Source organism: Campylobacter sp. 2018MI01 (assembly GCF_018501205.1).
Lineage (GTDB): Bacteria > Campylobacterota > Campylobacteria > Campylobacterales > Campylobacteraceae > Campylobacter_E.
The window spans coordinates 1-14130 of the sequence record NZ_JAHCZE010000017.1; the positions used below are offsets into that span (position 1 = coordinate 1).

The following is a 14130-nucleotide window of genomic DNA, read 5'->3' on the forward strand; positions in this document are numbered from 1 at the left end:
AATTAGTGGTGTGAAATATTTTGGAATTTAAATTAGGATTTTAATATATTAATTTAGTCCTTAAATTTTGTAAATTCCTAAAATTATTTAAAACTACACATTCATTAGTTGCTTATGATTTTATATAAAATAAAAAGGAAAAACTTTATTAATTTAAGTTTTTCCAAATTAATCAATCATCAGTTAAAGCAACTGCAGGGATTAGTTTACTAGCTTGTTTAGCAGGAAAATATCCAAAAAATAAACCAACTAAAGTGCTACTTAAAAACCCTAACATAATAGCATCAAAATCAACTATCATTTTAATAGGGGCGTCAAGTAAATTAATGCCATAAACAAGCATTAAAGCAATCATTACACCAATACTAGCAGCTACGCTACAAAGCACAACCGATTCAATCAAAAATCCCGTGCTAATATAAGATGGACTTGCTCCGATCGCAAGTTTTACCCCTATTTCTTTCGTTCGCTCTTTTACAACGACAAGCATAATATTCATAACACCAATTCCGCCAACAATCATAGCAATAAATGCAATGCCAAAAATCATTAAACTAAGTGTATTTGTAGTGCTTTCTATACTTTTTTTAATAGCGTCTTGATTAAAGGTCAAAATTGAATTAGCACCCTTTTTAATCTCTAAAATCTGTTTAATACTATTATCAGCTAATTCACTATTTACATCATCTTTAAGCAATACAACAATACGCCTAATATGTTTATTACCATCAAATTTATTGCTAATTGTGCTATTTGGAACATAAACTCTAATATCAAAACCATCTCGCTCATTTTTATCTTTTTTAAGAACTCCAATTACTCTTAATGGCTGACCTTTTAGATATATTATTTTATTTAATGGACTTTCTATTTTAAATAAAGTTTTAGCTAAATTCTCACTAATTACACATACATTCTTAGCGTCTTGTTCTTCTTGCTCGGTAAAAAATCTACCTTCTTTCATTTCCTTAGCACTAATTTGTAAAAAATTCGCAAAAACTCCTGTAGCATCAGTATCTACTTCGTTTTTTAAATAAGTAATATAAGCACCACTTAAACCACTCTCAACCCCAACTTCTTTTACAAAATCAAGCCTTTTAATAAGCTCTAAATCTTGGTATGTTAAATCCTTAATCCTACCTGCATTTCTATCTCCAAATCTTGAGCCTTTATGAACTATAATTGTATTTGTCCCAAGTGATTTTATCTCTTCTAAAATATCAGCTTTCCCACCATTTCCTAAAGCTATCGTTGAAATTACTGAAGCAGTAGCGATTATAAGCCCTAGCATAGTAAGAAACGACCTTAATTTATTTGTGATTAGATTATTTAATGCAAGTTTTACATTTTGAGAAAAAAAGCTAAAACTAGCTATAAATCTATCTTTAAAATTAGCTTTATTTAAATTATCTTCATTTAAATTGCTTGTTTTAAATTCTTTAACATTTTCATCACTAATGATAACTCCATCTTTCATTTTGATAATTCTAGTTGCGTATTTACATAAACTCTCATCGTGAGTTACTAGAATGACCCCAACTCCGTTTTCATTTAGCTCCTTTAGAATTTGCATAAGCTTTATTCCATTTGCACTATCAAGCGCTCCTGTTGGCTCATCTGCTAATATAAAATTTGCATCATTTATAAGTGCTCTTGCTACACTTACACGCTGTTGCTGACCACCACTTAAATGTGCTGCTTTTTTATGAGTATGTTCGCTAAGTTCTAATTTTTCTAATAATTTTTTAGCTTTTTGAATGCTAGTTTGTTTGTTTTTCTTAGCATATAAAGCTCCCATTATTACATTTTCTAATACACTTTGTAAGGGCATTAAATTGTATCTTTGAAATATAAAACCTAAATTATCTCTTCTAAAGGCTGATTTTTCTTCACTATTTAAAGAATACAAATTCTTATCATAAAATATATATTCTCCGCTACTTGGCTCATCAATTAAGCCTATCATATTAAGCAATGTGCTTTTTCCTGAACCACTTTTGCCTAATAATATTACAAACTCGCCTTTTTTTATCTCAATATTTATATCTTTTAATACTTGAGTTGAGCCGTAAAATTTATTTAGATTGCTTATCTTTATCATTAGTTATTACCACTTCATCATCATCATTTAAGCCACTTGTAATTTCTATATTAAAATTATCGCTCTTACCTAAGGTTATATATGCTTTTTTATAGCCTATCTCGCTATTATCTTTAATATTTACAAAATAGCCTTTATTGTCTTTATTAATATAATTAATAGGTAAAGTTAAAGCATTTACCACCTTATCAATTTCTATGGTATTTTGAACATCTATTCCTATTTTTAATTCAGGGTTATTATTTACAAAATATCTAGCATAATAATAAACAGCCCCACTTGAAGTAGCGTTATCAATAACACTAACATCAGCACTATCAATACTATTTATACTAGCTTCTTTAGTACTAGCTCCATCACTTAATGGAGTATATGTGATTTTTTGCCCTACTTTTAATAAGCTAACATCATTTTGTGCTATTTGCATTCTTACTTCCATCTCATCTAAATTAGCTAATTTAATTAGTGTTGGTGAGCTTTGCTTTGAGTTAATTGTCTGACCTAAACTAGCATAAACACCTATTACGCTACCATCAATAGGAGCTTTTACTATTGTTTCATCTAAGCTTTCTTGCATAGTAGAAATATTTGCATTTGTTTGAATTATTTGAGCTTTTATTGAGCTAAGTTTTGCTTTTGCGTTGTAATAATTAGTTTTTGCGTTTAAATAATTTTCTTTAGAGCTAGCACCCTTACTTAATAACTTTTCTTGAGTTTGAAGTTTTACATATAATTCGTTTAAATATACTCTAGCTGCTTCTTCTTCATCATTTAAACTAATTAATTTACTTTTTTCTATAGCCAAATCATTCTTAGCTTTTTCATCATCTAAAATAGCAATAATATCGCCTTTTTTAAGCTTATCTCCTAGCTTTACACGAAATTCTTTAATTTCTCCATTTGCTAAAGTTGCAACATTTACCAAAGAAGGAGAATAAGCCTTGCCTACTGCTTCAACATTAATTGATAAATCCATTCTTTTTGGTTTAATAATTCTAAAATTATTATTAGTTTCATCATTACTAAAATATGCAAAACTAAATATGCCTATAATTATTACTATCAAAATAGCTAGTATTTTTTTCATTTTATCCCTTCTTTAATTTATTTTTGCTAAAATCTCAATTTTTAAAATATTTATCAAAAAAGGTTAATAAATGGCAGAAAACGAAGAAGTTGTAGCACCAAAATCAAAAGGTTCTAGTTTGGTTTTAATTTTAGTAACCGTTTTATTACTTGTTGTATTAATCATAGGCGGTTTAGTTATATTTTTATTAATGGGAAGTGGCGATGAAGAAAAGGCTGATGAAAGTGTAAAAACCGAGCAAGTTGAAAAAAAACCTGCTAAGAAAAAGAATGAAATGTCAGCTGATGTTGGTGTTATTTATCCATTAGATGGCTTTACCGTGAATTTAGTAAGTGATAGTGGGACTAAATATTTAAAATGCAAAATTGAATTAGAGCAAAATATAGAAACACTAACACCAGAACTTGATAAAAAAATACCTATTATTAAAGATAAAATAATAGAAACTCTAAGCTCAAAAAGTGTAGAAGAAATAAGCACAGGAAAAGGCAAAGAAAGATTAAAAGAAGAAATTATCAATAAAATTAATGAAGTATTAAATGATGGCTTTATCAAAAATATTTATTTTACTGATTTTGTGATTACTTGATGATTGGTTGTGATATTGTTGAGATTGCTAGAGTTGAGAAAATTCTAGCTAAATCTCAAATTAAATTCTTAAAAAAAATCCTTACCGAAAACGAATTAAAAACTCTAAGTTCTAATTCAAATTCTATTGCAGGTTATTACGCAGCAAAAGAAGCAGCTAGCAAAGCTTTAGGCTGTGGAATTAGTAAAGATTGCTCTTTTATGGATATAGAAATTATAAAAAATAATCAAAATAGACCTAGTATTTTATTTAGTGAAAAAATTTTTAATAAATTTGGAGTAAAATCAGCTCATCTTAGTATTAGCCACGATGCAGGGATTGCAATGGCTGTTGTTATGCTGGAGAAATAAATTGAAAAATTATCTTGAATTATTAAAATATAGTAAGACTTTTAAAATTCTTATCCTAGTTCAATTCATAACTTATTTTGGGGCTTGGTTTTCACAAATTGGTGTTTATACTATGCTAATTGAATTTGATTTTAGCAAGTTTAGTTGGAATATTTTAGGCTCTGAAATAAATCACGAAAGTATGAAAAAATGGGCTATATCTTTTTCTGCTGTATTTGCATTTTTGCCTACTATTTTAATGGCACCAATTAGTGGAATTATAATTGATAGTTTTAAGTCTAAAAAACTTTTATTATTATCAATTATCATTGAATTGTTTTCAGTATTTTTACTAATTTTTATAAAAGACGCTAGTTATATTTTTATACTATTTTTACTAATTTTTATAAGACTTGCGGTTGCAAGTTTATATTTTCAAACTGAAATGAGTTTATTGCCACATATTTTTGATAAAGACAGATTAAAGCTAGCAAATGAGTTATTTTCAGTAGTTTGGGCTATTTCATACACTACAGGAATGGCAGTTGCTGGTATGTTTATACATTATTTTGGGGTTTATAATGCTTTTTTGCTTGATTGCTTTTTATTTTTAATTGGAATTACATTATTATTTTTTATAAAAATAGAAGTAAAAAATGAAAAATTTTATTTCAAAAATATCACAAAAATGGCTAAAGAAGGTTTGTTTTATTTACTAGGAAATAAAAAAATATTACATTTAATACTATTACACGCCTTTATAGGATTTACAGCTTATGATGCTTTGATTAATTTTTTAGCTGGATATGATTATTTAAATAAAGTATATTTTCTAAAAGAAATTCTAAGCACAGGTTTAATAATTGGACTTAGTAATGCAATTAGAGCTTTATCTTTAGTGGTTGGACCTTTAATTTTAAGTAAAGTCGTAAATCACAAAAGATTATTTTATTTTTTTATTTTACAAGGCTTAGGGATTATTACTTGGGCTTTACTTCAATTTAATTTCTGGGTATCTTTTATAGGTTTAATATTTGCTGGATTTTTTACTAGCACGATATGGTCTTATACTTATACAGCAATTCAAAACAATTGCGATAAAGAATATTATGGCAGAGTGATTGCTTATGTTGATATGATTTATATGAGCTTTTCATTAGCAATTACTTTACTAACTGGTTGGTTATTTGATAATAAAGTTGGCACTTTTTATATTACAATATTAATTGGAAGTTGCTTTATAATAGGTGCTTTTTATTGGTTATTTTATATAAGGAATTATGGATGCGAAAAGTAATTTTAATAGGTGCTAGCACAGGTGGTCCTAGTCAGATTAAGTATTTAATTCAAGATTTAAAACTTGTAAATACAACAATAGTTATTGCTCAACATATGCAAGCAAATTTTTTACCAAGTTACGCACATCAACTTGATAAAGAATGTTTAAGCGATGTTGCGTTATTAGAAAATCCTTGTTTTTTAGATGATAAAAAAATATATATTTGCCAATACAATACGGAGTTATTTTCAAATCTAAGGGCTAATTTTAATAATGGAGTTTTTCCATTTTGTCCTAATGTAGATTTATTGTTTAATAGTGCTTCAAAACTTACAAAAGACTATGAAATACTAGCAATATTATTAACAGGAATTGGAGATGATGGTGCTAAAGGCTTATTTGAACTATACAAAAAAGGCGCTAAGTGTATAGGCGAGAGTGAAAAATCTTGCATAGTTTATGGAATGCCAAAAAGAGCTTATGAATTAAATAATAATCTTTTACAACTTGACATTGAAGATATAAAAAAAGAAATTGTAAATTTCATTCAAAGGTAGGTTTTATGTTTAGTTTTTTATCAAATAAAAAAGATATAGAAAATCAACAAAAAGAAGAGTTTAAATTCCACGATGATAATTATGAATTTGATATGCTTTTATTAAAAATTAGACAAGTTTGTGGAATTGATTTAGAAGTTAAAAAAACAACAATAAGACCAAAATTAATCAAATTTTGCACTAATAATAATTTAAGCTCTTTTTCTCAATTAACTAATAAAATGGATTTAAACCTTCCTATTAGACAAGAATTATTTGACTTAATAACGGTTTGTGAAACTTATTTTTATAGAGAACTAAAACAACTTAATGAATTAATTTATATCCTAAGAGCAGAACCTAGCAAAAGAAGAATTTTATGCGCTCCAAGTTCAAGTGGAGAAGAAGTATATTCAATACTAATGCTAGCAAATGAAGCAGGGATTACTAATCTTTCAATCTTAGGAATAGATATAAATGCTGAAATTATTCAAAAAGCAAGAGCTAGAAGATATTCAAAACGCTCATTATATAATCTAAATGATAATCTAATCAAAAAATACTTTGACCAAGACAATGATGAATATGTGATAAAAAGCCAATATTTTTCTAATGCTAAGTTTGAAGTTGTGAATGTATTTGATAAGAAATTTTTAGAATTAGGTAAATTTGATGTGATACTTTCAAGAAATATGATGATTTATTTTAATGAAGAATACAAATACCGCTTGGTTGATAATTTTGTCAAAAATCTCAATGATGGCGGAATGTTTTTCGCTGGACATGCTGATTTAGTTCCAAGTCATAATGAATTAAAAAAAGTATATGCAAATACTTGTACTTACTATGTAAAAGAATAATTAGAAATTAAATTCCTAATTATTCACGCCATAAAGTTAATTTCTCTCCTTTAAAGCCACTGCATTTATATAATTTAGTAGCTTCATCTTTACCTTTTAGCTTTAATTCATCAACTAATTCTAATTCATATATACTAGCGTCTTTTAAGGCTGCTAAAGTGTTATGAGAGATTAAAATATTTGCTTTATAGTTTTTACAAGAGCTCTCTACCCTACTTGCGGTATTTACTCCATCTCCTATGCAAGTATAATCACTTCTTGAAAGGCTTCCCATCTCCCCTACAATACATTCACCTGTGTTAATTCCTATACCTATATTTATATAAGGAAGTCCTTTTTTGCCCCAATCTTCGTTTAAAAGCTTTAAAGCTTTTATTTGCTCAATTGCAGCTTGTAAAGCACAATCAGCGTGATTTTCTAAATCATTTGGAGCATTAAAATACGCCATAACAGCATCACCTATATATTTATCAACCGTTCCATTGTATTTAAAAATAATATCACTCATAGGGGTCATATATTTATTTAAGAAATTAACCAAATCAGAAGCATCCATATTCTCACTAATCGTAGTAAAATCTCTAATATCACTAAAAAATACTGATATTTCTCTTTTGCTTGTGCTAAATACATTGCTATCTGTATTAATTAATTGCTCTGCTACTCTTTTTGAAACCTTTTTTTCTAGCTTAGCTTTTATAAATTCTTTTTGTCTGCTTTCTAAAAAGAAGTTAATTAATATCCCAATTACTCCCATAATAGCTAAAACCAAAATAAGTTCAAATGTATGAAGTAAATACTTCTTGCTAATTATAAAATAATAATGCCCTAAAATAATAGTTGCTAAAAGTATTAAATGCCATAAAACTTGTAAAATTATGCTTTTAAAATACATAAAAGAAACACTAAGAGCAATTATTATTAGTAAAGAAATTAAAAGTATTTCAGATGAATATTTTGGGGTTGTTAGGTATTCATCATTTAATAAATTATCTATCGCATTTGCGTGGATTTCAACACCTGGTAAGTTTTCATCTAATGGATTGCTTCTAATATCATTAAGCCCTACAACGCTAGTTCCAATTAAAACTATTTTATCTTTAAAGAACTCTTTACTAATAGTCCCATCTAAAACATCAATAGCGCTAATATAATCATAATGCGGAGATTTTCCTTTAAAATATAAACCAAGCAATGCGTGAGCATTCACTACAAAGCTATCCTTATCTCCTAATACTAAATGTATATCTTTAAAATTATCTCCAATTGCTTTAATATCATCAATTCCTAGATATTTTGCATACATTGCAAGACTAAGACTTGGCAAGAGTTGTTTAAACTCACCATCATCATAATAAATCATCATAAAGGCATTTCTGATTACATTATCTAAATGTGAATATGAATTAACAAATCCATTTGCATAAGCATTATCACTTAATTCTTCTATACTTGCTGTAATATTTTTGCCATGTTCAAGCAATGAATAATCAATATTATCTTCAGCTATGCTTTGATTACTTAATGGGGCTAATTTTTTTTCCGTATCGTTTATATAAGAGCCTAAGTTTATAGCATAGGCTAAAATACTATTTGTCTTTGAAAGTGCCATAGCAAAAGCTTTATCAGTATCTTGAGTGCGTTGGCAAAAATGATATTTTGGAATGTTTAAAGAATTAAACTCCATATCATTCATCTTTTTAGTAATTTCTCCACGCTTATCGCTTTCTGCAAAATAAATATCAAATCCTACTACACTAGCAGAATTTAATTTATACACCAAACAAGAAAGAATATCTCTATCCCAAGGCCATTGCCCAAGACTAGCTAAGCTTTTTTCATCAATATCAACTATAGCAATTCTACTATCACCTTTAATATTATGATTAAAATAAGCATTAATTCTAAAAAACATATCGTGAGTTAAATTATCTAGCCTTGTGATGATACCTACTTCTTTTATAGTTATAAAAAATGAAAAAACAATCATTAAAATTGATAAAACTATAAAAGAATAAAATTTCTTAAACTTACTTAAATGTCTAATCAATTTTTAGCCTTTAATTTAATATAAATTTGAAGAATATCAATTGCAGCTGGAGTAATTCCACTAATTCTACTTGCATCAAACAAATTATCAGGCTTATTTTTTTCAAGTTTTTCTACAACTTCATTGCTAAGCCCACTAATTCCACGATAAGTAAAATCATTTGGAATTTTAATCTTAATCAAATTCGCTTGATTTTGAATACTTTCATCTTGCAATTTTACATAATGATAATATTTTGCATCAAGTAAAATTTCATCTAAAACAAAATCATTTAAATTAGCCAAACTTGGTGCTAAAGAAAGCATTTTTTCCTTTGTTATCGTGCTACGAGCTATGATTTTTTGAAGAGTTGTTGGTTGAGAAATCGGCTCTTCATTAATACTTGCTAATAATTCATTAAAAGAATTTGAAGGAACAACCCTGCTTTCACATAAAAACTCTAAACCTTTTTTAATATCATTTATTTGATTTTCATAGTATTTAAAGCTATTTTCATCTCTTAAACCACACTCATAAGCGTATTTATTAAGCCTTGTGATTGCATTGCTTTCACGAAGTAATAATCTAAACTCAGCCCTACTTGTAAACATTCTATAAGGCTCTTTTGTGCCTTTTGTAACTAAATCATCAATTAAAACACCAATATATCCTTCATCACGGCGTAACACAAGTCCATCTTTATTATCAATTGCCAAACTTGCATTTATAGCTGCCATAAGCCCTTGAGCTGCTGCTTCTTCATAACCAGTTGTCCCGTTTACTTGACCTGCTAGATAGAAGTTTTTAATAATTTTACTTTCTAAAGTATGAAACAAATCAAGTGGGTCAAAATAATCATATTCTATTGCATAGCCGTGTCTTGTGATTTTAGCATTTTCAAAGCCTTTAACCGAGCGTATCATTGAATGTTGAACTTCAAATGGTAAAGAAGTTGAAAAACCATTTATATAATATTCTGTAGCTTCTTTTGTCTGTGGCTCAATAAATAAATGATGACTTTCTTTATCCGCAAAACGATTGATTTTATCTTCTATACTAGGACAATATCTAGGGCCAACTCCTTTAATTTGTCCTGTAAACATAGGAGCTTTATCAAAATTTGAACGGATAATATCATGAGTTGTTGTATTTGTATGCGCTATATAGCAAGGAAGTTGCGGCAATGTATGAGAAGTAAATTCTAAGCTAAATCCTTTAGTATTTAAATCACTTTCTTGAGTTTCTAATACGCTAAAATCAATACTACTTGCTGCAATTCTAGGACAAGTTCCAGTTTTAAGTCTTCCACGATTAAGCCCTAAAGCAGCTAAATTATCGCCTAACTCACTAGCACTAAGCTCTCCTACACGACCACTTTTTATCTTGCTTAAACCTACATGAATTAAACCATTTAAAAATGTCCCACTGCATAAAATTATTTTCTTAGCTTCATAAGTTTTATTAAGCTCTGTTTTTACTCCATAAGCTTCATTATCTTTTACCAAAAGCTCTGTAACCATTTCTTGAGAAATGTCTAAATTAGGCATATTTAATAATATATTTTTAGCATTTTTATTGTATTCATCCATATCTATTTGAGCTCTAGTTCCACGAACAGCTGCACCTTTGCTCTCATTTAAAGTCTTATAATTAATCGCACTTAAATCAGTAATCTTTGGCATAATTCCGCCAAGTGCGGCTATTTCTTTTACTAAATGCCCTTTTGCAAGTCCGCCTATTGCAGGATTGCAAGAAGTTGCTCCAATTCTATCGTTTAAAATCGTAAGAAGTAGTGTTTTTTTACCCATTTTAGCACTTGCGTGTGCTGCTTCAACACCAGCATGACCAGCACCAATTACTATAATATCATACATCATTAATCCTTTTTTTTATAATACACTAAGCTTATTGTAAAGGATAAAAATGTTTAATGGTTTAATAAGAGAATGTGGCTTTATAAAAAACTATTCAAATAATGAATTAAGATTAATTTCAAAACTAAAACCAAACATAGGAGATAGCGTAGCAACTAATGGAGCTTGTCTTAGTGTTATAAAAACTCATAATGACGGCTTTAGTCTAAATCTTAGTAGTGAAACTCAAAAAATCATCAAACCTTTTAAAGTAGGTGAAAAAGTTCATACTGAATTAGCAATGCAAGTAGGAGATAGGATTGATGGGCATATTTTAAGTGGGCATATTGATGGGCTCGGTAAAATCATTAAGATAAATAAGCTTGCTAGTGGGATAGATTTTTATATAAGTCTTGATGAAAAATTAATGCCTTTTGTGTGTAATAAAGGCAGCATCGCAATTGATGGAGTAAGCCTTACTATCAATGAAGTTTTAAACAATTCTATAAGACTTACAATAATTGATATTACTTTAAAAGATACTTTGTTTAATTCGTATAAAATCAATGATTTGGTAAATGTAGAAACTGATATTTTGGCAAGATATGTTCATAGAATGCTAAATTATAAAAATAACTCACTTACTTGGGATGATATTGATAGAATTAGTGCTATTTATTAGGAGTTTTTATGAATGAAGAAATTATGTTAAGAGCTTTAGTGCAAAAAGCACAAGAGATGGATGATGAGTATTTGGCAAATGAAAAATTAGTAAAAATGCTTATTAAAAAACAAGTATCATTTGATAATTACGATAAAATAAACGAGTTTTTAAACTTTATAAAAGACGCTAAAACAAACGCTCAAAAAAGCAAATAAAGGATAAATATGAATATAGTAATAACAGGTGGAGCTGGATTTATAGGCTCAAATCTAGCAAATGAATTATGTAAAAATCATAAAGTTTTAGTAATTGATAATTTTGATAATAATGAAAGATTTTCAAACAATAAAAGAAAATATTTTGGAACTTATAAAAATCTTTTAGAATTTGATGGCTTAATATATTCAGCTAATTTATTAGATGATGAGTTTTATGCAATGATTGATAGTTTTGCTCCTAATGTGATTTATCATTTTGCTGCTATTTCTGATACTACCGTTTATGATGAAGAAATAGTATTTAAAAGTAATATTAATACTTTTTATAAAATTATAGCTCTAGCTAAAAAACACAATGCAAAATTAATTTACGCAAGTAGTGCTAGTGTCTATGGAGATGCACCAAGCCCACAAACCGTAGGGCTTAATGAAATACCTAAAAATCCTTATGCTTTTTCAAAACTAACTATGGATAAAATCGCTAAAGATACAGGAGCAGTGGGGCTTAGATATTTCAATGTTTATGGTAAAAATGAATTTTATAAAGATACAACCGCTTCTATGATTTTACAATTTGCTTTACAAATCCTAAATAACAACTCTCCTAAACTTTTCGTTGGAAGTGATAAAATCTTTAGAGATTTTGTATATATAAAAGATGTTACAAATGCAAATATCGCTGCAATGAATGCTAATGGTGGAGTTTATAATGTAGGTAGTGGCAAGGCTAGGAGTTTTGAGAGTATTGTAGATATTTTGCAGGATTTATTAATAAAGCGTGGAATTTTAAAAGAAAGATTGCAAAAAACATATATCCCAAATCCTTACACCAACGCTTATCAATTTCATACTGAAGCAAAGCTAGATGATAGTTTTTCATATAGACCAATTTATAGTTTAGAAGATGGGATAAATGATTATTTAGATGAAATAATTAAGATATTTAATAATAAATGAATTATTAAATATCTAATTTAAATTCCACGCAAAAGCTCTTAGGCTCGTTGCAATAGTATATGTTTGCATTGTGAGCGTTGCAGATTTGTTTGCATAATGCTAAGCCTAAGCCATTGCCTTTTAATTTGGTTGTATTGAATGCTTCAAAAAGATTAGTAAGATTTGCTATCTTTTCGCCACTATCAAAAACACTAATTTTATATATATTATTTATAATTTCTCCTTTGACTTTGATAGTGCCATTTTCTTCACAAGCATCAATTGCGTTATAGATTAAATTACTTAAAACTAAGCTTATTAAAGACTTATCAGCACTAATTGTAAATGGAGCAAAAGTGCATTCACTTAGAATTATCTCATCACTATTATTATAGGTATTAAAGACATTTTGGCATTCGTTTTCAAATTCTTGCAAATTAAACTCATATTTATTTAGCTTAAACCCACGAGTAAAAAGTAAAGTGCTCTCAATTATTCTCTCAACCCTTTTAATCGCATCTTGCATTTGCATTACAATATGTTTATTTTTAAGCTCAACTTTACTAAAAAGCACCCCTGCTAAAAGCGAAACCGAGCCTATTGGATTTCTAATCTCGTGAGCTAAGTTAGCCGCTACTTGACCCATAGAAACAAGCCTTTCATCTCGCTTTTCTTTAGTAATATTTGTAGCCATTATTAGGTGCTTATCAGCGTATTTTATAGATTTGATTTGATAAAAATTGTTTAAAAATTCTAATTCATAATGCTCTTTATTAAGGTCAATTTGCCTAAATAATTCATCACTTGCTAATTTGTTTTTCACTACTAGATTTTGATTTTCATCCAAAACCCAAATAGCACTTGGTAAAATCTCAATGATTTCATTTATCATTAGCATTAAACTATCATAAGAAGTCTTTAAAGCCTTGTATTCATTCTCTACTACATAAGTTTGCTCAATTAACGCCTTTAGCCCATCAGCAAAACTCTGCTTATCTGATAAATCTAAGCTATCTAAAATATTTTTATTCATAAATATCCTTTAAATTTTTAATTATCTTAGCAGTTTTTATAAAAACAAAAAGAATTTAAAATTAGAATTTATATATTATTTCACATTATAGAATATATTTAAAAAGAGAAAATAGTAGCAATTATGGAAAAATAAATTATATTTTTTTGATTTTAGCCATTAAGGCTAAAATCTAATTATTCTCCTAATAAATCCTTATTAAGTCTTGCGGCAAAACCTGTTGCTTTGTGATTTTTGTATTCTTTAATGATTTCGCCGTTTTCATCTAGGATAAAGCACGAGCGAATAAGCCCTTCGTATTCTTTACCATAATTTTTCTTAATCCCCCAAGCACCAAATAGCTTAGCCACTTCTTTAAATTCATCGCTTAATAAAATCTGATTTAAGCCGTATTCAGCTTTAAATTTCGCTAGTTTTTCACACTTATCAGGGCTAATTCCAATCAGCACATATCCTGCATTAAGCAATTTATCAAAACTCTCACTTAATTCACAATTTTGCTTGGTACAACCTGGAGTGTAAGCTTTTGGATAGAAAAATACTATCACCTTTTTACCGCGAAAATCACTTAGATTAATCGCTACTTCATCTTGATTTAATAAAGTAAATTCCATAT

General features: G+C 28.2%; 14 protein-coding genes. 8 read left to right on the forward strand and 6 right to left on the reverse strand.

Annotated elements, in window-relative coordinates:
- Positions 1 to 172: 172 nt before the first annotated feature.
- Positions 173 to 2101, reverse strand: a complete 1929-nt coding sequence (locus tag KJQ97_RS04160; RefSeq protein WP_214120042.1) for an ABC transporter permease — start codon at positions 2099 to 2101, stop codon at positions 173 to 175.
- Positions 2076 to 3188, reverse strand: a complete 1113-nt coding sequence (locus KJQ97_RS04165; protein ID WP_214120043.1) for an efflux RND transporter periplasmic adaptor subunit — start codon at positions 3186 to 3188, stop codon at positions 2076 to 2078. Before KJQ97_RS04165 ends, KJQ97_RS04160 begins: the two co-directional genes overlap by 26 nt.
- A gap of 70 nt (positions 3189 to 3258) precedes the next feature.
- On the opposite strand from KJQ97_RS04165, the gene fliL reads away from it, so the two are divergent.
- Genes fliL through KJQ97_RS04190 form a run of 5 tightly spaced genes read left to right on the forward strand, consistent with a single transcriptional unit; the run spans position 3259 to position 6781 of the window.
- Positions 3259 to 3777: a flagellar basal body-associated protein FliL gene (gene fliL / locus KJQ97_RS04170; protein ID WP_214116740.1), complete on the forward strand. Its 519-nt coding sequence runs from the start codon at positions 3259 to 3261 to the stop codon at positions 3775 to 3777.
- Positions 3777 to 4127 carry a holo-ACP synthase gene (acpS, locus tag KJQ97_RS04175; RefSeq protein WP_214116738.1) on the forward strand — a complete coding sequence of 117 codons (351 nt, stop codon included), beginning with the start codon at positions 3777 to 3779 and terminating at the stop codon, positions 4125 to 4127. Before fliL ends, acpS begins: the two co-directional genes overlap by 1 nt.
- 1 nt (position 4128) lies before the next feature.
- Complete coding sequence (locus KJQ97_RS04180; protein WP_250325857.1) at positions 4129 to 5403, forward strand: MFS transporter; 1275 nt, start codon at positions 4129 to 4131, stop codon at positions 5401 to 5403.
- Positions 5391 to 5942, forward strand: coding sequence for a CheB methylesterase domain-containing protein (locus KJQ97_RS04185; RefSeq protein ID WP_214120045.1), 552 nt, complete (start codon positions 5391 to 5393; stop codon positions 5940 to 5942). Before KJQ97_RS04180 ends, KJQ97_RS04185 begins: the two co-directional genes overlap by 13 nt.
- Before the next feature lie 5 nt (positions 5943 to 5947).
- A complete protein-coding gene (locus KJQ97_RS04190; protein WP_214116732.1) occupies positions 5948 to 6781 on the forward strand; it encodes a CheR family methyltransferase in 834 nt (277 codons plus the stop codon).
- A 19-nt stretch (positions 6782 to 6800) separates the two neighbouring features.
- On the opposite strand, the gene KJQ97_RS04195 is transcribed toward KJQ97_RS04190, so the two are convergent.
- Positions 6801 to 8831: a CHASE2 domain-containing protein gene (locus KJQ97_RS04195; protein ID WP_214120046.1), complete on the reverse strand. Its 2031-nt coding sequence runs from the start codon at positions 8829 to 8831 to the stop codon at positions 6801 to 6803.
- Positions 8828 to 10684 carry a tRNA uridine-5-carboxymethylaminomethyl(34) synthesis enzyme MnmG gene (mnmG, locus tag KJQ97_RS04200; RefSeq protein WP_214116728.1) on the reverse strand — a complete coding sequence of 619 codons (1857 nt, stop codon included), beginning with the start codon at positions 10682 to 10684 and terminating at the stop codon, positions 8828 to 8830. Before mnmG ends, KJQ97_RS04195 begins: the two co-directional genes overlap by 4 nt.
- A 49-nt stretch (positions 10685 to 10733) precedes the next feature.
- Between mnmG and KJQ97_RS04205 the strand changes: the two genes are divergently transcribed.
- The 3 genes from KJQ97_RS04205 to rfaD are packed head-to-tail and all read left to right on the forward strand — an operon-like array spanning position 10734 to position 12502.
- A complete protein-coding gene (locus tag KJQ97_RS04205) occupies positions 10734 to 11345 on the forward strand; it encodes a riboflavin synthase (protein ID WP_214116726.1) in 612 nt (203 codons plus the stop codon).
- Positions 11346 to 11353: 8 nt separating this feature from the next.
- Positions 11354 to 11542 (forward strand): hypothetical protein, encoded by a 189-nt coding sequence (locus tag KJQ97_RS04210; RefSeq protein WP_214120047.1) that lies wholly within the window; start codon positions 11354 to 11356, stop codon positions 11540 to 11542.
- Positions 11543 to 11551: 9 nt separating this feature from the next.
- Positions 11552 to 12502, forward strand: a complete 951-nt coding sequence (gene rfaD / locus KJQ97_RS04215) for an ADP-glyceromanno-heptose 6-epimerase (RefSeq protein WP_214120048.1) — start codon at positions 11552 to 11554, stop codon at positions 12500 to 12502.
- 4 nt (positions 12503 to 12506) lie between these two features.
- Here the strand turns inward: rfaD and KJQ97_RS04220 are convergent, their stop codons facing one another.
- A complete protein-coding gene (locus KJQ97_RS04220; protein ID WP_214116717.1) occupies positions 12507 to 13514 on the reverse strand; it encodes a sensor histidine kinase in 1008 nt (335 codons plus the stop codon).
- A gap of 176 nt (positions 13515 to 13690) precedes the next feature.
- Positions 13691 to 14128 carry a thioredoxin-dependent thiol peroxidase gene (gene bcp, locus KJQ97_RS04225; RefSeq protein WP_214120049.1) on the reverse strand — a complete coding sequence of 146 codons (438 nt, stop codon included), beginning with the start codon at positions 14126 to 14128 and terminating at the stop codon, positions 13691 to 13693.
- Positions 14129 to 14130: the final 2 nt, after the last annotated feature.

Coding starts and splice junctions, on each gene's coding strand:
- KJQ97_RS04165 (WP_214120043.1), bottom strand. CDS start 3,188: ATGAAAAAAATACTAGCTATTTTGATAGTAATAATTATAGGCATATTT.
- mnmG (WP_214116728.1), bottom strand. CDS start 10,684: ATGTATGATATTATAGTAATTGGTGCTGGTCATGCTGGTGTTGAAGCA.
- rfaD (WP_214120048.1), top strand. CDS start 11,552: ATGAATATAGTAATAACAGGTGGAGCTGGATTTATAGGCTCAAATCTA.
- KJQ97_RS04205 (WP_214116726.1), top strand. CDS start 10,734: ATGTTTAATGGTTTAATAAGAGAATGTGGCTTTATAAAAAACTATTCA.
- acpS (WP_214116738.1), top strand. CDS start 3,777: ATGATTGGTTGTGATATTGTTGAGATTGCTAGAGTTGAGAAAATTCTA.
- KJQ97_RS04190 (WP_214116732.1), top strand. CDS start 5,948: ATGTTTAGTTTTTTATCAAATAAAAAAGATATAGAAAATCAACAAAAA.
- KJQ97_RS04160 (WP_214120042.1), bottom strand. CDS start 2,101: ATGATAAAGATAAGCAATCTAAATAAATTTTACGGCTCAACTCAAGTA.
- KJQ97_RS04210 (WP_214120047.1), top strand. CDS start 11,354: ATGAATGAAGAAATTATGTTAAGAGCTTTAGTGCAAAAAGCACAAGAG.
- bcp (WP_214120049.1), bottom strand. CDS start 14,128: ATGGAATTTACTTTATTAAATCAAGATGAAGTAGCGATTAATCTAAGT.
- KJQ97_RS04220 (WP_214116717.1), bottom strand. CDS start 13,514: ATGAATAAAAATATTTTAGATAGCTTAGATTTATCAGATAAGCAGAGT.
- KJQ97_RS04185 (WP_214120045.1), top strand. CDS start 5,391: ATGCGAAAAGTAATTTTAATAGGTGCTAGCACAGGTGGTCCTAGTCAG.
- fliL (WP_214116740.1), top strand. CDS start 3,259: ATGGCAGAAAACGAAGAAGTTGTAGCACCAAAATCAAAAGGTTCTAGT.